This is a genomic window from Shewanella sp. BF02_Schw (genome assembly GCF_014596695.2).
Lineage (GTDB): Bacteria > Pseudomonadota > Gammaproteobacteria > Enterobacterales > Shewanellaceae > Shewanella.
On sequence record NZ_JABKAW020000008.1, the window covers coordinates 151,501 to 172,751 of the forward strand.

Below are 21,251 nucleotides of genomic sequence, written 5' to 3' on the forward strand. Positions count from 1 at the left end.
TTCCGCTCCTGTTTAATCATGTGATTCAATCACTAACAATTGGCCTGGTAAGCGCTGTCTTAACCATAAATAGTGCAACAATCCTAAGCCAAGCAAACTAAAACCAATTAATAACCATAATCGACTAGCGGTACCGGTTTGTGGCAATACTTGCGACGACTGCGATGCATTTAATCCATGGGGCATATGCGGCTGTAACTGCACATCTATAGGGCTATCAATTAATGGGTTAACCGGTGTCACATCCACCGCAACTAAACTGGTCTGACTGGTCACTAAGTGATACAACAAGCCTAATGCTTCAACTTGCTTATTGACGCGGTCGCGGCTGGCATTGTCTTTATAAAGCTCAAGTGATGTTATTTGCGCATTTGCCCATAACAAATCAATCCCCTTAGCTGCTTGGTTCTCTTCAAAATCAAGTTGTTGCTGCCAATATTGACCATTAATATTGCCAGACACTATGATGGGCTGTTGTTGGTGTGACGCCGATTTAATACTTACCCAAAGGGGTTCATTTTGGTATAAATCGCTAATGGTGGTCGGCCAATAGTCCGGTACACTGCCATCAAGATAGTACAAGCCAATATTGGTCAGCACGGGTTGCTCAATTTTATTAAGTAATTGTTCAATTTTTTGCTGCACTTCAGACTCTTTACCAATATAGGTAAATGTTCCTCGACCCATTGTTGCCGCTCGGCGCATAAAATCGGAGTTCGGCGCAGAGCCAATTCCGACCGTGAATAATCGGCTGTCACCCAATTGATCATTAATAAGCTGATACAACTCATGTTCGTTGCCAACGGCACCGTCGGTCATAAAAATCACTTGGCGTAACATTTCGCTGTGAGCATCGGTTTGATCTGAATCTTGCTGTACGCTGTCCACCAGCGCAGTTTGTAATGCACTGCGCATTTCGGTGCCGCCATCAGCATCTAGTGACTGAATAAATCGGTTTGCTTTACCAATATTACGGCTATTAGCAGACAATGGCGTGGCAGATAACATTGTTACGTCACTATTAAATTCAATAATATTAAAGCTGTCGATGTCACGCAGTCCCGCTAGTGCGAACTGTAATGCTTGCTTGGCTTGAGTAATAGACTGGCCAGACATAGAACCAGACGTATCGATAACTAAAATCAGTTCTCTGGCAATAAGGTGTTGCTCGCTCACTTCCACACTCGGCGGCATTAACATCAAGAGCGAGTACATATTGTTATCAACCGGATTGGGTTGTCTTTGTGCTGTCTGTTCATGTCCAACGCTATTGTTTATCACATGGGTTTTACCGGTTTGATAAAACGTCGCGGCTTGTGGTAATGCCCCTACGTTAGCCTGCCATTGCAGCACAAAATCACGGTCAGCAATTTGCTTGCCGTCAAAGTTAACACTGTAATGATTACCGGCAATAGACTGTTTAATCGGATGATAAAGACTGTTTAATGAGGTTAGTTCAAAACCGGCATCAATGTTCACCTGCATCTTCACATTTAGTTCAGGTATTACTTGTTTAACAGATGTCGCCGTATTAGCGCTCGATGGCATGGCCAATGGCGGCTGCTCGGTAGTGCGATCTGCTTGCGGGTTATAACGCGGTGTTATCGCTAATGGAAAACGTAAACTAAACAGCCCATCACGATACTCAACCTTTTGTTGATAACTAATTTCTACCACGAGTTGCTCGTGTGGCCCTAAATTGGCCACATCTGAGGTAAACAAATTGCGTCGTTGTTGCTGTAACAAACTCGCTTGTTTACCTTGTTTCTTGGCAGTTTCAAAAGTCTGTAATGCTTGTTTTTTAGGTTGTATTTGTCCTGCTATGACTTTGTCGCCAATGCGTAACTGCATGCTATCGACAGCTGCAGTTTCAGGTAACGGAAATAGGTATCGCCCATTCACCCATTGATCAGAATCATTGATAAACACTTGCTTAACGGTGACCCGATTGAGTAATCCCGACACATCCATGCTCACTTGTGTATCTAGCGCAAAAGCTTGTATCACTTGATTTTGTTGAAAGTACTCTAATGTTCCTTGAGTGATATCGTCATATTGATACCCAGACGGTGATGCAAATGCCGTTGTAATACTGGCATAAATGACAAACAACAAACCAAAACACAGCGATTTACAAACAGGTTTAATAGACAAATGTGAGATTAAAAACAACGGGCGCATACTAGCTCCTCACCCATTTAGGCTACAACATCAATGTTTGCGCCTAGATGGGTAATATTCAAAACAAAAAGGAAAATCGACGTGTAAATTTAGTTAGCAGCAAGTTCAGCACCTGGGGCTAATAACTTGAGCGTCACCCGACGATCAAAAAAGTCGTTTTCAAAATTTTGTTCCTGGTGCATTGGCAACGTTGAACCATAAGCCTGTCCATGCAAACGCTCGCGGGCAATGCCTTGGGTAACTAAGTATTGTGTCACTTCAGCTAAACGCTGTTCAGACAAGGCTTGGTTGAAATCATTATCGCCACGGCGGTCGGCATAACCCGTTAAATCTATTGTCAATTCTGGTGACAAGCTCATCATGTAAGCCACATTATCTAATTGTTGTTCAAATAACGGCTCAATATGGCTCGAACCGGTTTTAAACTGCACATTCATTCCAATGGTTAACTCATTAAGCGTTTGTTGTTGATTCGCTTTTTGTTCAGCCAAGTTAGACTGTAATTGATAATATTTCTCCGACACTTGCTCCAACGACTGCTGCTTAGTGCTCAATGCCATTAATTGCTCGTTAGTTTGCGTTAATTTTTGTTCTTGCTGCACTAATTGTTGTTTCTGGACGCTGAGTTCTGCTTCATCGCCAACCGACTTACCAATAAACGTACCGGTAAATGCACCAATAATGGCACCCACTGGGCCGCCGATAACAGCACCGAGTAAAATCCCAGAGCTCAAACCCACTAGCTCTTCTGTGTGTTCGCGCTCTTCGCTCATGCTATGGTCATTGTCATTTGCCCAACTGACGTTTGAAATCATCATGGTAGAAATAATTGTTGCGGCAATAAGTTGCTTTTTCATAAAGAATCCCTTTTAGCGGTTGTTTAAAGTGGTTGTTTAAAAAATGATGGTTATCATCAATACATGAGTTAATGCGTTGCTGATTAACTCTATGTCGCTATTAAACACCTCATAGGTGGCTTTATTGGGGAGCAAAAATGGCAATGTGGCGATCAAATGTGGCAACAATATGGCAATTGCCGTCAACGGCTTTTTTGGTCGATAAAATCCTGTATAGTCAGTACTGTATCTAATTATCAGCCTATTAATTGAAATCATCCCATGAAACGAATTGCCATTGTTGAAGACGAAGCCGCTATCCGCGAAAACTACAAAGATGTCCTGCAACAGCAAGGGTATAGTGTTCAAGCCTATGCAAATCGCCCCGCAGCCATGCTCGCCTTTAATGCCCGCTTACCAGACCTAGCCATTATTGATATTGGCTTAGAACATGAAATAGACGGCGGTTTTACCCTATGCCAGGCACTGCGTGCAATGTCGAGCAGCCTACCAATCATCTTTTTAACCGCACGCGACAGTGACTTTGACACCGTGTGTGGTCTGCGTTTAGGGGCCGATGATTATTTAACAAAAGAAGTCAGTTTCCCCCATTTAATGGCCCGTATTGCCGCCCTGTTTCGCCGTTCAGAATTAATCGGTTCAAGCCCAATAGAAGACAACTTACTTGAGCGCGGCCACCTCACCATCGATGGCAATCGCATTCAGGTATATTGGAAATCGCAACCCATTGAACTGACCGTGACCGAGTTTTGGATGGTTCATGCCATGGCCAAACATCCAGGACATGTGCGCAGCCGTCAGGATTTAATGCAAGAAGCTAAAATTTACGTCGACGACAGCACGATCACCTCGCACGTTAAGCGCATTAGGAAAAAGTTTATCGTTATCGACGCTGAGTTTGACTGTATCGATACCGTTTATGGCATGGGCTACCGCTGGGACAATATCTAACAGATGAATTTACCGATAGGGCTGCGTGCCAAGGTCGTCATTTTGTCGCTGTTTTTACTCTGCCTACCATGGCTTGGGTATGAATATGTGTGGGAAATGGAGAAGTACCTGCGTTATGGCCAAGAAAAAACCCTTGAAGGCACCACTCAAGCGCTTGCTACGGCGCTACATGAGCGACCAAAATTATTTGATAACCAAGCCAGCTTTTTAAACCAAGTTGAAAAAGGCCGCGACTTATACGCCTACCCGTTAGCTGGGCCCATTCAACTCGACGGTAAACTGAGTGACTGGGATTTATACCAACATCGCACCCTTAACTATTCAGACAAACATGTTATTTATCAGCGCAGCGAAACTGAGCCAATCGATATTAGCTTTAGCCATATGGTGGGCAAATACGGCGGCTATTTATACGGATTTTTCAACGTTAATGACCCGAACCTGATTTTCCGTAACCGTAAAAGCTTACGCATTGATAGAAACGATCACTTAGTCATGGCAACTCAATCCCCAGACGGTCAGTTCAGGCGTTATATTATTGCCAATACCAAAAGTGGTTGGCTTAGTGCGTTTGAATTACCCGCCGACCCCAGCCAATCGATGCCCGTTACCCCAGAAGTGCGCATTCAAGGCCAGTGGTTAAAAACCGACAAGGGATACAATATTGAGTTTAGACTGCCACTCGAAATGGTAGGCAGTAAATTAGGTTTTGCGATTCATAATGTAAACGATACAAAAACACGTCAATTAGTGAATGTTATTGGTACCTCAGCCACCGACTCAGTAGCCAGTTTAGGCACGGTGTTAGTGCCCTCGCCTGAAATTGAAAATATCATTAAAGGCATGAGCCACAACAGCTCACGTATTTGGGTCGTCGATAATCATGGCCGCGTACTGGCAAAATCTGGTGATATTCGTTCATCGTCCAACACCTGGGCAGATGATATCGAGGTCAATCAACCTGAGTCGTTTTGGCTGCACTTTAAGCAGCAATATATTCTGCCGTTATACTACAAAATATTAACTCGTCCGCCACAAGACTTTATCGATTCACTGCAAGATTCAACTGAACTCACTGGCAGCCATATTGAAAAAGCCTTAAGCGGCAAACAAGGCTCTACATGGCGCTTAACCCCAGACAACAAAGCCGTGGTATTAGCCGCAGCAAGCCCAATTTGGATTGACGATAAAGTCATGGGGGTAGTTATTGCAGAAGAAACCACTCACGGCATTCGCAGCCTGCGTAACCGCGCCCTGGAAAAACTGTTTAACGTCATATTAACTATTATGAGCATGGGCACATTAGCCTTGTTTATTTTTGCCTCGAGTATTTCAAGCCGCATTCGCCGTTTACGTGATCAGGCTGAACTCGCCATCGACAGCCAGGGCCGAGTAAGACAGCAGATTGTGGCATCAAAAAATCGAGATGAAATCGGTGATTTGTCACGCAGCTTTTCAAGTATTGTCAGCCGCCTTGGGCAATACACTCATTATTTAGAAAATATGTCGTCGCGTTTATCGCACGAACTGCGTACCCCTGTTGCCGTGGTGCGCAGCTCACTTGAACACTTAGGCTTGCAACAACTGGACGAGCAATCACAAAAATATGTTAGCCGTACCCAAGAAGGTGTCAGCCGCCTACACCTTATTTTAAATAACTTAAGCGAAGCAACTCGCTTGGAAGCCAGTTTAACCCAAGCTGAAAGCTGTCGTTTTTCATTAAAGAAAGTGATTAGCGGTTGTATGCAAGGCTATCAAATGACTTATCCAGACCAGCTCTTTAGCATCCACATTGAAGATAAAGCCATGTCTTGCGACGGTGTACCGGAATACATCGCCCAATTAATGGATAAACTGATCAACAACGCCATTGAATTTCATCAGCCCGACAGCGCCGTCACCGTCAGCCTGACCCAATATCATAAACAGGCAATATTAAAAGTCAGTAACATTGGTCCTTTACTGCCAAAAGACATGAACAGCCAAATTTTTGAATCTATGGTGTCTATCAGGCCTCAAGGTATTAATGGTAAGCCTCATCTTGGTTTAGGCTTATACATTGCCCGATTAGTTACCGACTTTCACCATGGCAGCATTAAAGCAACCAACATAATAGAGAACGACATTGAAGGGGTTGAAATATGCCTCACGTTACCTTTGAGTGATGAAAAATAGTCAACCACAGCATTTAGGCGCTTTTATTTAGGTTTGTTGGTGCTAGGATGATGAACATCAGTAGATCATTCACCGTAGCGCATTTATCCATGTCATTGATATTTGCTAATAAACATTAGCTAAAACATAAACCATGGACTCTACACATAATGGAAATAACAACATGAGCAAAGACGATAAACTGGCCACCCAAATTGTTAGCGTTGGCCGCGACAAAAAGTTCACTAAAGGCATTATTAATCCGCCAGTATTTAGAGCATCAACAGTGGTATTCGACACCATGGATGAGATGCGTTTTGCGATTAAAAACAAAACCAACGGTGAAATGTTTTACGGTCGTCGCGGCACCCCAACCCATTTTTCATTTCAACAAGCCATATGCGAACTTGAAGGTGGCGCTGGCACGGCGTTATACCCTTCTGGTGCGGGCGCGATCAGCAGCGCTTTATTATCATTTTTAAAAAGTGGCGACCATTTATTAATGGTCGACACCGCCTATGAACCAACCCGCGATTTATGCAATAAAATGCTAGCAGGTTTTGGTATCGAAACCACCTATTACGACCCAATGATTGGTGCAGGCATTCGTGAGCTAATTCGTCCTAATACCAAGGTGTTATTTTTAGAATCACCAGGTTCTATCACCATGGAAGTGCAAGATGTACCGACGCTTAGCCGTATCGCTCACGAACATGATGTCATTGTAATGCTGGATAATACCTGGGCATCACCGATTAATTCTCGCCCATTTGATATGGGGGTCGACATCTCTATTCAAGCTGCCACCAAATACATTGTCGGCCATTCTGATGTGATGATGGGTACGGCTACTGCCAATGAACAACATTGGGAACAACTGCGCGAAAATAGTTACTTAATGGGCCAAACCACCTCGCCTGATGACGTGTATTTAGCCGCGCGAGGCTTACGTACCTTAGGGGTGCGTATGGCACAGCATAATAAAAATGCCTTAAAAGTGGCTAATTGGTTGGCGACTCGTGCAGAAGTGGATCATGTCCGTCATCCGGCGTTCGATACTTGCCCTGGTCACGAGTTTTTTAAGCGCGACTTTAGCGGCGGTAATGGTTTGTTCTCGTTTGTTCTCAAGCAAGGCGACTTAGCGTCAGTCACTGCTTTTGTTGAAAACATGGACCATTTTAAAATGGGCTTTTCATGGGGCGGTTTCGAAAGCTTAATTTTAGGGGTATTCGGTATTAACAATATCCGTACCGCTACTCAATGGGACAGCAGCAAACCATTAATACGCTTACACATTGGACTTGAAGATGCCGACGATTTAATTGCCGATCTCGATGCGGCATTTAGCCGATATAATGCAATACTACAAAAGTAGCCTCTACTCAGCTGCTGAAACGTTTTGCAAAAAACGTTAATGGAATGTTCAAACAATAAGGGAATAAATGAATATCATCAAATTAGTCATACTCAGCCTGTGCATTAGCATTGGCTATTATGCATTAACTATCGTGGCAATTGGCCAGTCTGCTGCTGGTAACTTATTGTGGTGGTTTAATAGCAGTGAATATCCAATACTGGCTCACCTTGCACAGAACTTTGTTGGTATCGGCTTAGCCGCGTTAATCCCTGCGTTTCTAGTGAGAAGTTACGAGCCAGCAAGACAATGGATAGCCATCACTATTATGGTTTTAGGTGCCATTTTATTGCACGGCAATATCCATTACATGCCATGGGATCCTATGGGTATTGTAAGGTTTGTAAACAACACCTTGTTCTACGGTGATATCGGTGCGAAAGTGCTATTTTTCTATATCTTACTGCTACCTATACTGTGGTTGTTACTGCTTAAGCGTATGGCACGTATTTAACAGAACCCGAATTTGAGCGCTAAACAAAAACAAGTTGAACATATATTGCTAGTAAGAAGACAAACAATCTAAGCCCTGAGCCGTTATCGTCTCAGGGCTTTTATTATCAATAATAGCTATAAAAACAAAGACTAAGCAGTTTACCAAACGTTTAGTCAATAGTTGCCAAAACTATTAGCAATCATTTAGCAAAACAGTTGTTCAAAACATACTTTAGGGAATTATAGAAGTGATAAATATCTGAGCGTGCTCATGCGATGATATCGCCCGCAAAATGTAAATTACGCCACAAATGAAATGTTATCTCACTCTTGTCGGTCTTATTAAGTACACCAGTATTTGCCAACTAGAGTTTAACTATGTGTAGCACACCAAAAACTAACCTAGCCGCTGCCACGCCCAAAGTTCCCTTTCGGAGCTTTATGGCAAGCATGACATTGGCACAACGACAACAGTTCGCTGAAGTCGCGAACCGTGCCGATGATCGGCGTAAAATAAGAGAAGATCGACTCAAAGGTCAATCCAATAGCAAAAGCGCAGCAAACACGACTGTAAAACCAAACATGCCATTTATCAAAAAGCTGCTTCAATTTTGTAAACAACATATTGTGATATAAGCCTGTATGCCTTTAATGGCTAAACGGCTTATTGCACATTAGTCTTCAAGTACTGATATGAAAATTCTGTCTGCATTCCACAGTTCAATTATCTTGCGTGTCTTCTTTGAGTTCCAAAAACATTTTCCAAACAAAATAATCCCCGCACCTTCTAACTGACGCCCTTCCGATACATTGAAACGTTCTAATATTGCCGATTTAAATTTAGAGATAGGAATGCCAACATCAGTACAATCAGATGGATTTAACCAATCAAGTTCTTTGTCTAGATGCGAAATCGTACCCCAGTACATTTTAGGCTTTGCCTGTTTAGCATTATCGCTTGGCTCAGCCTCGGCAAAGTTAACAAATAAATTCTTCGCTTTGAATTTATAACCCGTATCAAGCTCAATCAAAGTACTCGACTCAGCTAAGTCGCTACCACGCATTAGGCTATTGAGTATTTTCTCCAGCCCTAGCACTTTGACCTTGGTTTGTTCATTGTTGCCATTGTGTTTACGACTGGCATTATCGATTTTTGGGAGGCTGCTTGAGGTGAGGCTTGATGTAGAGGCAACAGTTTGCACCTCTGTAACTGGCTTTTTGGTGTTTGATAACATGAAATCAATGCTAATAATATCAGCATCGGAAATGACTTTATTCACTTCTACGCTATGCCGATTCTCTCGGTCTCGTTGAGTTGAAAAATGACCTTCATCGCATTCTGCAACATGATATCGAGAGCCAAAACACGCCGCTTTACCGTCTGAGCTTCTCTTACGATAGTAAGCTTTTCCTTTGCACTCAGGGCATTGTAAAAATTGCCTAAACTTTTCAATTTCTGTTTCAGTTAACGCCTGAAATTTCAAAATTGAAAAAGTGTGCTTTTGCCCACCATAAGTACAAACCGCATCAATCATTTGCTATCCACATTTTCTATAAAAACGTACCTTTAAAATAAGCGATTAAAGGAACCTTAAAACCTAGTGAAACAATAGCAAGTTATTAATAAAAATCCTATTTTTAGGGGAATTACCCATTAACACCATATTGATCATTGCGATTTTACATGTTTTCTGTAAACCATTTGGTAATCTCATTGTGAGCTTTTGCGGTGTTAGATGAAATGAAGTGATTATCATCATAAATTACTAATTTATGCTCAATCTCAGTTTCTTTTAGTGCTTTTGCAAATGTTTTAGAGTGAGAAGCAGAGACTCGATCATCATTTTCGCCATGAATTAATAAAATTGGAACACCAGAAGGGAGTTTGTCCACCCAATTGATAACTGACCTTTCAGCGAGTTTTTTGTTTTCGTTTCCTTTGTAATCTGGAATTCGGTGTTTATATACTTTTTCCATTTCAGGTCGCGTTGCTAGATCTGCATTTAGATCGGCATTTAGTGCAATCGTTGCAACTGCTTTTATATTATCAAGTTGTTTTAGAGCAAGAAATGATTGCATGCCACCTCTACTAGCTCCAAGCATACCTATTTTACTTGTATCAGCTCCGTCAAACTCTCCAATCAGATTCACTAGTTCAACAACATCTTGAACATCAGAACCACCAAATTGATCTTGTTCACCTTTATCTGGTGAACCAAATGTGCCTCGATACTGGCTACCTACGATCACAAATCCCTTATTGGCTATAGGAAAAAGATTGTTCATCATTGCACCAAATACAACGCCACCGAAATTACCATTCCCGCCCCTATTGTAAACTATTACAGGTAGGTCAGTAGTTGACTCTTTAGGTTTGATGACAAAACCAAGAACATCAGTCCCGTCGACATTGTATGTAAAATTAGTACATGAAAGGTTGTTGCTGTAGGTATTAAATTCATCCTTATCAAATTGCTTCTTGAAGCCATCCATTTTATTTTTTAATAACTCGGGATTTTTAATCTTTCTAGAAAATTTTCTCTCCATGAAATTTATCCAATTATCATAACTGGTAAATGGTCCTGAGAAACAATCCCTCTGATTGTATATCTTGCCATTTTGATCAACTTCGTTGGCGCCAAGGGTCGTGCTTATAATTGATAAAAATATCAACCCTAAATATTTCATAAATTTCCTTATATTATGACTATATTACTAATTTTGAATTTATAGACTCTATCCAATCGCTGCATACTCCCCGAATTCAAGTGTTAATTTTGTCTATGAAAATTTAACTTGGATTCCAGTTTTGAAGCTGTACGTTCTGTAGTGACCACTACATAACGAGCACAGTAAAAGGCGGAAAATAGTTGACTCAAACTTGCAATGAACGAACACAAGTCAGCTACTTTGCTTAATAGCCTTTATTAGATTTTCTGGATCGTTTGTACCCAGACAAACCGTTGTGCCATCTTTAAGTTTTAATTCAACAGCCGTTAGACCAGAAACGTTATATAACCATCCAGTTGAGATTAACCGGATGCCGAGCCCATAGTACCATTTGGTTCTTATCTCTTGTGTCGACTCAATTTCAGATATTTTTATTGATTTATTCCAAAATTTTGGACCAAAAAACCATTTAACTTTCCCATCTTCAACTTTGATTGTTAATGCTGAAAAAAGAATTGAAACCACACCTACAATTAAATACGCAAATCCGATCGGTTCGGTAGGTTGAGTTGCCGAAGCAAAGATAAGCACTAATGTTACAATTCCCATAACTGAAAGCATCGCGATTCCAAGCTGAGTGTTTTTATACTGCATGACGAGCTCCTTTTACAGTTAATCGCTTATTATCCAACCTCGGACAACTCCCTACCTATAATTAATTAACATCACTTCTTTAGCTTGAAGTGCGATAGCTTCCGACACTATTAAAGTAAGGCATGCCTTCTAGACTAACGATAGTTTATCTTGGTCTGGCCATCTTTAATCATTATTTTGAAAGAGTAAATAAACTCTGCTTTATTTACCGAGCAATCTTGGGAGACCGTATTGCAGTACTTTGACACCCAAATAGTAGGAAATGAGCGGCATAAAATATTGAATAAAAACGGCTTAAAATCTCTCCAGAAATACTTGACCATTACAGATTATTTAATTTGCTTCAAAGGGAATATTTAAGTTGAAAGTCATAATGACAAAAACAAGTAAGTATCAGAAATGAAGCTCCACGGCACCACGAAAGAGAATGGCGCTTTCTAACGATCATTTGTTACTTTTATTCTTTCCACTAAAAAGTCTACTGCCGCTTTTACTTTTGGGACTAAGTAGCGCTGTTTTTGATACAGCAAGTAAACCGCCATATCAGAATGTTGAGTGATAGCTAACTCATGCTCAAACTTAAGTTCTAGCAATTTACCAAACTCAAGATAAGACGCTAACGCCCATCGAGTTGACATTAAGATACCTTCCCCATCACAAGCCTTTTTCGCCAGCCAGGGACCGTTATTTGAAATCGCCACCGCCGGCCCTGAAACGTCATGCCATTGACCGTTCATATTACATAACCAAGGCGTTGGACCTGTTGGCGCTTTAAAATACAGGCCATTATGTTGCGTTAATTCCATCGCATTGTTAGGTATACCGTGTTTCTCTATGTAACTTGGTGACGCCACAGGAATAAAGCCATTGTCCATCAGTCTTATTGCTAACACGCGCTCATTGGGCGCGTAACCACCGCGAATAGCAATATCGACATCGTCACGTCCGAGTGTTGATAACTCGTCGCTTAAACTGACATCTAAAACAATTTGAGGGTATAACGCGCTAAATTCATCTAACAACGGCAGTAATATCTTTTCACCAAAACCCACCATCGAACTGATCCGTAAACGCCCCATTGGCGTTGTTTGGTAACTACGAACCGTTTCATTACTTTGCGCTAGTTGATTCAATATTTGCTGTACATCGTTATAATAAATTTGCCCCACTTCGGTTAGTTTAACGATTCGGGTCGAACGCTTTAACAAGGTCGCCCCCAAACTCTTTTCTAAATCAGCAACTCGTCTAGACAAGGATGATGGCGGCACATTAAACGCACTCGCCGCTTTGGTAAAGCTGCCCGTTTCTACTACCTTACTGAAATACCGCATTGCACGTAGTTGATCCAACTTACTTCTCCATTAAATCTGAGTGCTTTGGCTTTATTGTTGTCTTAAAAGCAATAGTGATTAGCATTTTCCCTTATATATAAACAAATTAAAACAGGTAATAATACAGTTAACTTAAACATTGCAACCTTAACCCTGTTGCCGCGTGTTAAAAACAGAGGTGTTAATTGCATTTTTCGGCAATTAGCACCAGCCTTCACGTAAATGATGGAAACTGACTTATGATTACTTTGCACGGTTTTGCTGCTAGCAACTATTACAACCTAGTGAAACATGTACTGCTGTACAAACAACTGCCATTCCAAGAAAACCTTATTTACGGTGGTAGTGACGAGTTACTGAAAGTCAGTCCAGCTGGCAAAGTACCTGCTATCACAACGACTGAAGGACTGAATATTTCAGAGTCGAGTGTCATTTGCGACTTTATCGAAGAGACTTACCCTGCAACGTCGCTATACCCTGAAAATGCCGGAGAGCGTGCAGTTGTGCGTCAAATTATGAAAATGGCAGAGCTTTATTTTGAACTGCCAAGCAGACGACTAATACCTTATGCGTTTTCAGGCACCGAAGTTCCTGAATCGGTTAACGCTGAGGTCCGCCAAGTGTTAACCCGTGGCATTACCGGCTTAAGTCGTTTGTGTCAGTTTTCACCTTGGATTGCCGGCGAACAATTCACCATGGCAGATATCTACGTTTATTACGTCAACACCATTGTCAGCGCGTTTGGCGCTAGCCAGCTTAACTGGGATGTACTGGCTGAAATACCGGGCATGAAACAGTGGAACGATGCCATGAGCCAAACGGTTATTGCCCAACAGGTGGAATCCGATCGACTAGCAAACATGCCCGAATTTATGCTAAAGGTGAAAGCTCAAATCCAAGCGGCGAACGCTTGATAATACTTATTTATACGAAATGATATTAGCGATAAAAACAATCAATACTGACGTTTGACTTGAATTCAATTACAAACAGAAATAGCCAATACCATAAAGTGATTGGCTCAATGAATTAATTATTTTGCAGGAGAGAATCCCAATGACAGATACCAATATCCAACTGACTTCATTGATCAGCGAAGACAATAAATTAACGCTTGCGTTAAAAAACATCGACATGCCACAACCAGGTGCCGATGAAGTGGTTATTCGCATTGAAGCTGCGCCATTAAATCCGTCTGATTTAGCCGTTCTGTTCAGCGCTGCAGATATGACTACTGCGACACAAGCAGGCAATGAACAAAGCCCAACTATTGTTGCCGATGTTCCGGCTAAATTTATGTCAGCGGTTAAAACCCGAGTCGGTAAAGCCATTCCTGTGGGTAATGAAGGTGCAGGTACCGTTGTCGCAGCGGGTTCATCGCCTGCAGCGCAAGCATTAATGGGTAAAACCGTTGCTGTCATTGGCGGTGGAACGTATCGTCAGTACCTCTGTGCCAATGTGCAAAGCTGCCTAGAATTGAAACAAGGCACTACCGCTAAAGAAGGTGCATCTTCTTTTGTTAATCCGCTTACAGCATTAGCAATGGTCGAAACAATGCGTGCTGAAGGCCATAAAGCCATTATTCATGCAGCAGCTGCGTCTAATCTTGGCCAAATGTTAAACCGTATTTGTATTGCCGATGGCGTCGATTTAATTAACATCGTCCGTAAAGAGGAACAAGAAACGTTATTACGTGACATGGGCGCAAAATACGTTGTTAACTCAAGCAGTGATACTTTCCTAGCTGACTTAACCGCAGCAATTATTGAAACAGGTGCAACGATTGCGTTTGACCCAATTGGTGGCGGTAAATTAACCAGTGACATTCTTAACTGTATGGAAGTGGCTGCATCGCGCGATATGAAAGAACACAGCGTTTATGGTTCTGACACTTTCAAGCAAGCTTATATTTATGGCGCATTAGACCGTGGTCCTATTACGCTTAACCGTAACTTTGGTTTTGCTTGGGGTGTTAATGGCTTCTTATTATTCAATGCGCTAGCCAAGTTAGGCACTAAAACGGTTATGGCGATGCGTAAACGTGTTGCAGATGAAATCACCACCACATTTGCTAGCCACTACACCCATGAAGTTTCATTGGCTGAGGTATTACAATTAAAATCGATAGCGGGTTATTCTAAACATGCTACTGGTGAGAAGTACTTAATCACACCGCAAAAGTAGTTAACCCTCAAAGGTCGTAACAGCTTAAGCGATTGATTTTTTAAAGCAATAAAAAGCAGATACTGATTATAGTATCTGCTTTTTATTTGCCTGTTCATCATAGCAACAATCGTGGGTGGCCATGTTATCTTGTTTATGGCCTGCGGCCACTAACGTCGTGGCGCGTCGCCCACACCCGATTTATCAAACTTCGTTTGAATTAAGATCGCAAGGTTCCACCCTGCACGGACCAAAAGGGGATCAACAGCAATCCCCTCTTGGATCACCCCTGCCGTTCCGGCAACATTTTCGCTTTTTAACCAAACAACAGCAGCGAAAAAATTGCGACGGAAATTGATCGAGCTTCTGACAGCGTATGTAACCATCTTCGGCCCATCTTGTAATAAAGAGTGAAAATGCTAACACTTTCGATGGTACATCCTGTACCGCGAAAGCTAGCCTGACGTCCTGTCAGGCTCACGCTATTTTTTTCAACGGCCTCAAGTTCAGAGTTGAATTTATCCATTTTAAATCATGGCTTCTGGCTCATTTATGGACAAAAGTGTTTTACCCTGACCCACTAAATTCATTCGAATTATGGAAAGCATGCCCATCTTATATACAGTAACGCTGTCAGTAATACCGCGTAAAACAGAGTAACATTTGTGGTGACAATGCGGAGTCAATGCAAACTTAAGCATCTGTTTTAGTTACACTTTAAATCTCACTGCGTTTCATTGCATACGCCGCATTTAATACAGTAACCATTAGGATCTTCATTTATATAATTCGCTGGATTTTGCCTATTAAGAATAAATGAATTTACGCAACTAGACTTCCTAAATACCATGATGCCTGATCTTTCCAGCACAGATGAAAACTCTAACATTTTATTGGAAATATTTATTTCAAAAGATTCACCAGTAGTACAATCTAAAATCTGTTTATTTCCGTTTACTTCAATTTTTAAAGTGGCGTTATCTAGCTTTAGAAGTTCCTTTTTAATCCTATCGTCTACAAGTAGATCTCCTACAACACAATGTTTGATTTCAAATAGATTAAACACCTCAATAAATTTGTTAATTTCAACATCTGTAATACCTGCCAGAAAGGGTTTGATCATTACGTTTGTAGATATACCCTTAGCTCTTAATTTTTGTACGCTACTCAATCTAAGTTCTGGTTTATCTGCAAAAGGCTCTATTTCTTTGAACCTATCAAAGGAACTCAATGAAGTTGAATACAGTATTTGTCCTTGATAGATATTACAATTAGCAATTTCATCGACAGTGTCATCTGTTAGTTCGTAACGGCTCATTATTTGAATTGGATTTTGCAACTTAGTTAATTCACTTAACCAGCTTAATGTATGAATACAGGCAGATTTTTTGTAACGAGGAAAAGGGTCGCCCCAAGCTCCAATTGATATAATCGAACCGTCCTTACCAGATTTGAATTTGTCATGTGATCTTAAAAAACTTATAGTTTTCTCTAGACCAAATTCATTGTTAGATATCTTAGTTTCATAACCTTTTGAGTAAATATAGCAAAATGAGCACCTTGCATTGCACCCTAATATCGGACTAATAAAAAAGCGTCCGTTTTCGTAATCAGGCTTCCTCTGCATTTATGTATTCCACTGAGTTTTAAAATACTTAGACCAGTATTTATAGCCTTCACCAAATGTGAACTCATAAGAAATCGTTTGCTGACTTGATATTCCTCTAAGGTACGGGCCAATATAAACATGATCATCTACTCTAAAATAAAAATCTAACGGTAAACCGTCATAGAATTTTAGCTCTACACATGGTTTTTTTTTGCATTTATTTAATTCATCACACCAAATAACTAAATCTTGTACGGATTTTTTTGTTGCTCCATTTATTTGACCTTCACGTTCATCAACTAAATCAAGTGTTTGGGATTCTGGATTTAAAGTTAAAATTTTGATAGTTACTTTTTTGCTAATTAACCTTTTAATTTCTTCTGTTTGTGTTTCACGAAAGCCTTTCAATCCAAATGCTATTATTTCTATTTCATCTTTACATTTTGATAATGCAGTATTTGTAGAAAAATTCATTTCAGCTCTAGTTTTATAAATCGCTTCAACCCCCCATTTATCAATAAGGTCTGTTCTTCTTTTACTTCTCAACATGAATTCTGATGTTAAGTACATAATTAGATTACTAGCTAGTATTGAACAAGCGACACTAATTTGAATATTCTTCCAGTCATTATATTCTGGTGGGAAAAACATAGAGCTGCCAATTAAAATTACAGATACAAGAAATGTAATCATCATTATTGTTTTCGTGTTCCAGCGTTCTCGAGTTTTAGCGCTAATCATAGGTACATCTCATTAAAAACATAACATTTTAGTATTTATGCGTTACGCGGTTTGCGACGCATAAATCGCTTGTTGGACTTGGCCGATGCCTAGTTAAAATTAATTGGCATGCTTGATTCCATAGGAATTTGCCTTTTTTGATGCTGATTATGGACTACAGGGCAGTTTGGGGGTAATGGATATCGAATAGTAGGTATGTTTTTCATTGAAATTCCTTTTCATCATATTTTTCTATCTTACATCTTTAAGCCTAACTGTTTCAATGAGGATTACCTCCCCCCAATTGAAGCCTCATTTGGCTTCTCGTAACTGTTACATTCAACAGCTCGACCGAAAAAGCCAACTGTTTGAGTTGTTGATTAATATCATCCAAGATTTACTCTAAAATTTCCAGTATTCAATACATTGAGGCCGTTGAAGAAAATACCGTGAAGCTCACATGGATGTGAGCTTAGCTTTCGCGGTACAGGATGTACCATCGGAAGCGTTAGCATTTTCATTCTTTACTATAAAGAGTTGACCGAAGAAGGATTTAAACGAGGCCAAAAGCTCGATTAATTTCCGTTGCGACATTTTCGCTGTTCAGAAAATATTGCCGGAACGCTGAGGGTTTGCAAAGGGGTACAAGCGCTTTACCCATTTGCTCTGGTGTGGGCGAAGCGCCACGACGTTAGTGGCCACAGGCCATAGCCTAACCAACTTTGGGGCATACATAAGTTAAAGATTTTACTTTCAAAAGGTGTGATTCAACTCTGAACTTGAGGCCGTTGAAAACTCTTTATACAAGAATGCGTGAAGCTCACATGGCCTTTCTCGCACCAAATTGCTGAAATGGCCGTTGACGGAAATCACAGTCAGCATGAGAATGAGGTTTCGTCGAATTTGTTCGGCTGCGCCTCATATCAATACCAAATATGTTGATTATCCTTAGCACGTTAGTAATAGCGCCTATGAATCTCGCAATTCTCGACGTAAGATCTTGCCAACATTTGATTTTGGCAATTCATCTCTAAATTCAATTATCCTTGGGTTTTTATAACCGGTAAGATATTTTCTACAATGTTTTTTTATTTCATCAACGGTCACATTACCTTTGCGTACAATAAATAATTTAACTATTTCTCCTGTGACGTCATCAGGAATGCCAATGGCCGCAGCTTCGATGATGTGAGGGTGAAGTGTTGCAACTTCTTCAATTTCAGTTGGAAAAACATTAAATCCCGATACTAGAATCATATCTTTTTTACGGTCTTCAATATAAAAAATCCCATCGTCATCCATTCTTCCTATATCGCCAGAGCTTAACCACCCTCCTACATGCATTACAGTATTGGTTTCGGCTTCTTGTTGCCAATAGCCTTTCATCACTTGGGGCCCTCTAATTTGAATTTCACCAATTTGGTTAGGACCTAAAGGTTCATTTTCATCATTAACGATACGGAGTTCAGTGCTGGGTAAAGGGACACCAATTGAAGAAATAAATGATTGTTGTTGATGAGTACCTGCTGCGACTACTGGGGAACATTCAGTTAAGCCATAACCTTCTATGACAGGCATTCCAGTGAGCTGTTGCCAACGGTCAGCAATATGTTTCTGCGTCGGCATTCCACCTGCAATAGTAAAACGAGCGTGACTAAAATCTAATTTCTGAAAACCAGCATGATTGTTTAGGCCATTAAAAAGTGTATTTAAACCAAAAACCATTGTGAATGGATATTTACTTAAATCTGCTACGAAACCATCTATATCTCTTGGGTTGGTAATGAGTAGATTCGTTGCACCGAGAAAGAGCATAAACATCATACTCACTGAGTTGGCGAAAATATGATAAAGCGGAAGTGGGGTTACTGCATATTCCTTATCATATAAGGTTCTTGGGCTAAAATGAGCATGAACCTGTAGAACATTAGAAATAATATTACTATGAGTCAGCATTGCCCCTTTCGCAGGACCCGTCGTTCCACCTGTATATTGGAGGTATGCTAAATCATCTACTGTTATTTGGGGATCAATAAAGGGAAGTTTCTTGCCTTCGGTTAACGCTCTACGCAATGAAATAGCGTCGGGAATATGATATTTAGGCACTATTTTTTTGACATGTTTGATAAGAAAGTTAACCAATGTACGCTTATGCATCGCTAACTCATCGCCGATTTTGGTTAACATAACATGCTTAATATTAGTCTCATGCAGTATTTGCTGAAGGTTATTACCAAAATTTGTTACGGCAACAATAGCACTGGCCCCTGAGTCTCGTAATTGGTGTTTTAATTCTCGAGGGGTATAAAGTGGATTAACATTGACAATAATGAGTCCTGCTTTTAATGCTCCTAAAATAGTGATGGGATATTGCAATAAATTAGGCATCATCAAGGCGATTCGTTCGCCTTTTTTCATTTTTAGTTCAGATTGTAGATAAGCAGCAAAAGCGTTACTTTTACTTTCGAGATCTTGGTAGGATAAGCTATGTCCCATATTAATATATGCTGCTTTTTTAGCATGCACACTAAAAGACTCTTTAAACAAATCATTGATATTGTTATACATACTTGAATCTATTGTTGCGGGCACATCCTCAGGATATTGTGTTAGCCACGGTTTATCATTTGTCATTATAGCCATCATTAATGTTGTTTAAACATCACTATTGTAAATTAATTTACCTAATCAGTATAAAAATAATAGACTGAATTCAATGAATTAACTACTGTTCTAGGGGGTTATCAGTAGTTAATCTCTCGGAGTGTGACTCATCCCTGCTTTTATCGTTTTTCCGCTTCACTCTATCTTTCTTCAACAATGGAAAAAGCATTCAGCTACTGCATTATCATGACAGTTTCTACTGTGGCACATACATGTATCAGGGTTTGTTATTAAAGAAAGCTTCGTTAGTCAGACACATGAACTAAAAAGCGTGATAAATTCCCATGGCGACTTTTTCGTATCTGTTGTTTAAGTCAATAGAGAAAATGTTGCGGGGTGGCTGGGCCGTTTCTCTTGATCTGGTGTGACGCGCCAGGACGTTAGTGGCCGCAGCCATATCGACAACAACAAACGCTATAATCAATATCCCCTACTCCTCAACCTGCAACCTGCAACCTGCAACCTGCAACCTGCAATCAATATCTCCAACTCTCAAAGAGTAAATCAATCACCTAACAGGCATTTTTTATATTTAATCGTTGTTTTCTGAATTGAATTAGCATTAGATGTAAGCAGGTTGTATTTGAAGGAAGAAATTACTGAATGAAAAATATTATTTGCGATATTGATGGTGTGCTACTGCATGACAACAAGCTAATCCCTGGAAGCGACAAGTTTATTCACCGCGTACTTGAACAAGGTAATCCGCTGGTTATCCTCACTAATTATCCCGTTCAAACTGGTAAAGACTTACAAAATCGTCTTGGCGCTGCAGGTATTAATGTACCAGAAACCTGTTTTTATACTTCAGCCATGGCTACGGCAGACTTTCTAAAACACCAAACCGGCAATAAAGCCTATGTAATTGGCGAAGGTGCACTGACACACGAACTTTACAATGCCGGTTTCACCATAACGGATATTAATCCAGACTTTGTCATTGTCGGTGAAACCCGCTCTTACAACTGGGATATGATCCATAAAGCATCTCGTTTTGTTGCTGGCGGTGCACGCTTTATTGCCACCAACCCAGACACCCACGGCCCTGCATTTAGCCCAGCATGTGGCGCATTATGTGCAGCCATTGAGCGTATCACAGGTAAGATGCCATTTTATGTGGGTAAGCCTAGCTCGTGGATTATCCGCTCGGCGTTGAATCATATACAGGGACATTCTGAAAACACCGTTATTATTGGCGATAACATGCGCACCGATATTCTGGCTGGCTTCCAAGCGGGCCTGGAAACGATTCTGGTGACGACTGGCGTAAGCCAAATGAGTGATATAGACAAAGAACCTTTCAGACCAAATCATGTGTTTGCCTGCGCTGGCGATATCGACGTCGTTTAATTAGCACCAGTTAATGTCCGCCAGTTAATAAGCTGAGCACCCAAGACACAATTTACATTAGGTAACACAATTCCAAGCCAGTGAACTTGTTTTCAAGC

17 protein-coding genes are annotated in these 21,251 nt (G+C 40.7%); 7 read left to right on the forward strand and 10 right to left on the reverse strand.

The window, feature by feature from the left end:
• Window positions 1-12 precede the first annotated feature (12 nt).
• Both HNW13_RS21595 and pdsO read right to left on the reverse strand, forming a co-directional pair.
• Window positions 13-2,181 carry a marine proteobacterial sortase target protein gene (locus HNW13_RS21595; RefSeq protein WP_192116109.1) on the reverse strand — a complete coding sequence of 723 codons (2,169 nt, stop codon included), beginning with the start codon at window positions 2,179-2,181 and terminating at the stop codon, window positions 13-15.
• A gap of 89 nt (window positions 2,182-2,270) precedes the next feature.
• A complete protein-coding gene (gene pdsO / locus HNW13_RS21600; RefSeq protein WP_192116110.1) occupies window positions 2,271-3,038 on the reverse strand; it encodes a sortase-associated OmpA-like protein PdsO in 768 nt (255 codons plus the stop codon).
• 261 nt (window positions 3,039-3,299) lie between these two features.
• On the opposite strand from pdsO, the gene pdsR reads away from it, so the two are divergent.
• From pdsR to HNW13_RS21620, 4 genes are all read left to right on the forward strand, one after another.
• Entirely contained in the window at window positions 3,300-3,989 is a 690-nt protein-coding gene (pdsR, locus tag HNW13_RS21605; RefSeq protein ID WP_011637090.1) for a proteobacterial dedicated sortase system response regulator, read from the forward strand.
• 3 nt (window positions 3,990-3,992) lie between these two features.
• Window positions 3,993-6,164 carry a proteobacterial dedicated sortase system histidine kinase gene (gene pdsS, locus HNW13_RS21610; protein WP_192116111.1) on the forward strand — a complete coding sequence of 724 codons (2,172 nt, stop codon included), beginning with the start codon at window positions 3,993-3,995 and terminating at the stop codon, window positions 6,162-6,164.
• Window positions 6,165-6,327: 163 nt separating this feature from the next.
• Complete coding sequence (locus HNW13_RS21615) at window positions 6,328-7,518, forward strand: cystathionine beta-lyase (RefSeq protein WP_192116112.1); 1,191 nt, start codon at window positions 6,328-6,330, stop codon at window positions 7,516-7,518.
• A gap of 67 nt (window positions 7,519-7,585) precedes the next feature.
• Window positions 7,586-8,011 carry a hypothetical protein gene (locus HNW13_RS21620; protein WP_192116113.1) on the forward strand — a complete coding sequence of 142 codons (426 nt, stop codon included), beginning with the start codon at window positions 7,586-7,588 and terminating at the stop codon, window positions 8,009-8,011.
• Window positions 8,012-8,666: 655 nt separating this feature from the next.
• Here HNW13_RS21620 and HNW13_RS21625 read toward each other — a convergent pair.
• From HNW13_RS21625 to HNW13_RS21640, 4 genes are all read right to left on the reverse strand, one after another.
• Window positions 8,667-9,527, reverse strand: a complete 861-nt coding sequence (locus tag HNW13_RS21625; RefSeq protein ID WP_101087524.1) for a hypothetical protein — start codon at window positions 9,525-9,527, stop codon at window positions 8,667-8,669.
• A gap of 145 nt (window positions 9,528-9,672) precedes the next feature.
• On the reverse strand, window positions 9,673-10,680 hold the full coding sequence (locus tag HNW13_RS21630; protein ID WP_192116114.1) for a prolyl oligopeptidase family serine peptidase: 1,008 nt from the start codon (window positions 10,678-10,680) through the stop codon (window positions 9,673-9,675).
• Between the two features lie 213 nt (window positions 10,681-10,893).
• Window positions 10,894-11,316, reverse strand: coding sequence for a hypothetical protein (locus HNW13_RS21635; protein ID WP_101087523.1), 423 nt, complete (start codon window positions 11,314-11,316; stop codon window positions 10,894-10,896).
• Window positions 11,317-11,753: 437 nt separating this feature from the next.
• Window positions 11,754-12,665, reverse strand: a complete 912-nt coding sequence (locus HNW13_RS21640) for a LysR family transcriptional regulator (protein WP_192116115.1) — start codon at window positions 12,663-12,665, stop codon at window positions 11,754-11,756.
• A gap of 221 nt (window positions 12,666-12,886) precedes the next feature.
• Between HNW13_RS21640 and HNW13_RS21645 the strand changes: the two genes are divergently transcribed.
• Entirely contained in the window at window positions 12,887-13,561 is a 675-nt protein-coding gene (locus tag HNW13_RS21645; protein WP_192116116.1) for a glutathione S-transferase family protein, read from the forward strand.
• Window positions 13,562-13,703: 142 nt separating this feature from the next.
• On the forward strand, window positions 13,704-14,831 hold the full coding sequence (locus HNW13_RS21650) for a zinc-binding dehydrogenase (protein WP_192116117.1): 1,128 nt from the start codon (window positions 13,704-13,706) through the stop codon (window positions 14,829-14,831).
• A gap of 295 nt (window positions 14,832-15,126) precedes the next feature.
• Here HNW13_RS21650 and HNW13_RS21655 read toward each other — a convergent pair whose 3' ends face one another.
• The 4 genes from HNW13_RS21655 to HNW13_RS21670 form a co-directional block, all read right to left on the reverse strand.
• Window positions 15,127-15,336 carry a hypothetical protein gene (locus HNW13_RS21655; protein ID WP_192116118.1) on the reverse strand — a complete coding sequence of 70 codons (210 nt, stop codon included), beginning with the start codon at window positions 15,334-15,336 and terminating at the stop codon, window positions 15,127-15,129.
• A 198-nt stretch (window positions 15,337-15,534) separates the two neighbouring features.
• On the reverse strand, window positions 15,535-16,437 hold the full coding sequence (locus HNW13_RS21660) for a radical SAM protein (RefSeq protein ID WP_192116119.1): 903 nt from the start codon (window positions 16,435-16,437) through the stop codon (window positions 15,535-15,537).
• Complete coding sequence (locus HNW13_RS21665; RefSeq protein WP_192116120.1) at window positions 16,438-17,160, reverse strand: hypothetical protein; 723 nt, start codon at window positions 17,158-17,160, stop codon at window positions 16,438-16,440. It abuts the gene before it with no gap.
• Window positions 17,161-18,108: 948 nt separating this feature from the next.
• On the reverse strand, window positions 18,109-19,785 hold the full coding sequence (locus HNW13_RS21670; RefSeq protein ID WP_192116121.1) for an AMP-binding protein: 1,677 nt from the start codon (window positions 19,783-19,785) through the stop codon (window positions 18,109-18,111).
• A gap of 621 nt (window positions 19,786-20,406) precedes the next feature.
• Here HNW13_RS21670 and HNW13_RS21675 point away from each other — a divergent pair.
• Window positions 20,407-21,153, forward strand: coding sequence for an HAD-IIA family hydrolase (locus tag HNW13_RS21675; RefSeq protein ID WP_011637074.1), 747 nt, complete (start codon window positions 20,407-20,409; stop codon window positions 21,151-21,153).
• The last annotated feature ends 98 nt before the right edge of the window (window positions 21,154-21,251 follow it).

Excerpts from the sequence above, each read along its gene's own strand:
- HNW13_RS21635 (WP_101087523.1), bottom strand. The coding sequence starts at position 11,316 with ATGCAGTATAAAAACACTCAGCTTGGAATCGCGATGCTTTCAGTTATG.
- HNW13_RS21645 (WP_192116116.1), top strand. The coding sequence starts at position 12,887 with ATGATTACTTTGCACGGTTTTGCTGCTAGCAACTATTACAACCTAGTG.
- pdsS (WP_192116111.1), top strand. The coding sequence starts at position 3,993 with ATGAATTTACCGATAGGGCTGCGTGCCAAGGTCGTCATTTTGTCGCTG.
- HNW13_RS21675 (WP_011637074.1), top strand. The coding sequence starts at position 20,407 with ATGAAAAATATTATTTGCGATATTGATGGTGTGCTACTGCATGACAAC.
- pdsO (WP_192116110.1), bottom strand. The coding sequence starts at position 3,038 with ATGAAAAAGCAACTTATTGCCGCAACAATTATTTCTACCATGATGATT.
- HNW13_RS21650 (WP_192116117.1), top strand. The coding sequence starts at position 13,704 with ATGACAGATACCAATATCCAACTGACTTCATTGATCAGCGAAGACAAT.
- HNW13_RS21625 (WP_101087524.1), bottom strand. The coding sequence starts at position 9,527 with ATGATTGATGCGGTTTGTACTTATGGTGGGCAAAAGCACACTTTTTCA.
- HNW13_RS21665 (WP_192116120.1), bottom strand. The coding sequence starts at position 17,160 with ATGATTAGCGCTAAAACTCGAGAACGCTGGAACACGAAAACAATAATG.
- HNW13_RS21595 (WP_192116109.1), bottom strand. The coding sequence starts at position 2,181 with ATGCGCCCGTTGTTTTTAATCTCACATTTGTCTATTAAACCTGTTTGT.
- HNW13_RS21660 (WP_192116119.1), bottom strand. The coding sequence starts at position 16,437 with ATGCAGAGGAAGCCTGATTACGAAAACGGACGCTTTTTTATTAGTCCG.
- HNW13_RS21620 (WP_192116113.1), top strand. The coding sequence starts at position 7,586 with ATGAATATCATCAAATTAGTCATACTCAGCCTGTGCATTAGCATTGGC.
- HNW13_RS21670 (WP_192116121.1), bottom strand. The coding sequence starts at position 19,785 with ATGATGGCTATAATGACAAATGATAAACCGTGGCTAACACAATATCCT.
- HNW13_RS21655 (WP_192116118.1), bottom strand. The coding sequence starts at position 15,336 with ATGGATAAATTCAACTCTGAACTTGAGGCCGTTGAAAAAAATAGCGTG.
- HNW13_RS21630 (WP_192116114.1), bottom strand. The coding sequence starts at position 10,680 with ATGAAATATTTAGGGTTGATATTTTTATCAATTATAAGCACGACCCTT.
- pdsR (WP_011637090.1), top strand. The coding sequence starts at position 3,300 with ATGAAACGAATTGCCATTGTTGAAGACGAAGCCGCTATCCGCGAAAAC.
- HNW13_RS21615 (WP_192116112.1), top strand. The coding sequence starts at position 6,328 with ATGAGCAAAGACGATAAACTGGCCACCCAAATTGTTAGCGTTGGCCGC.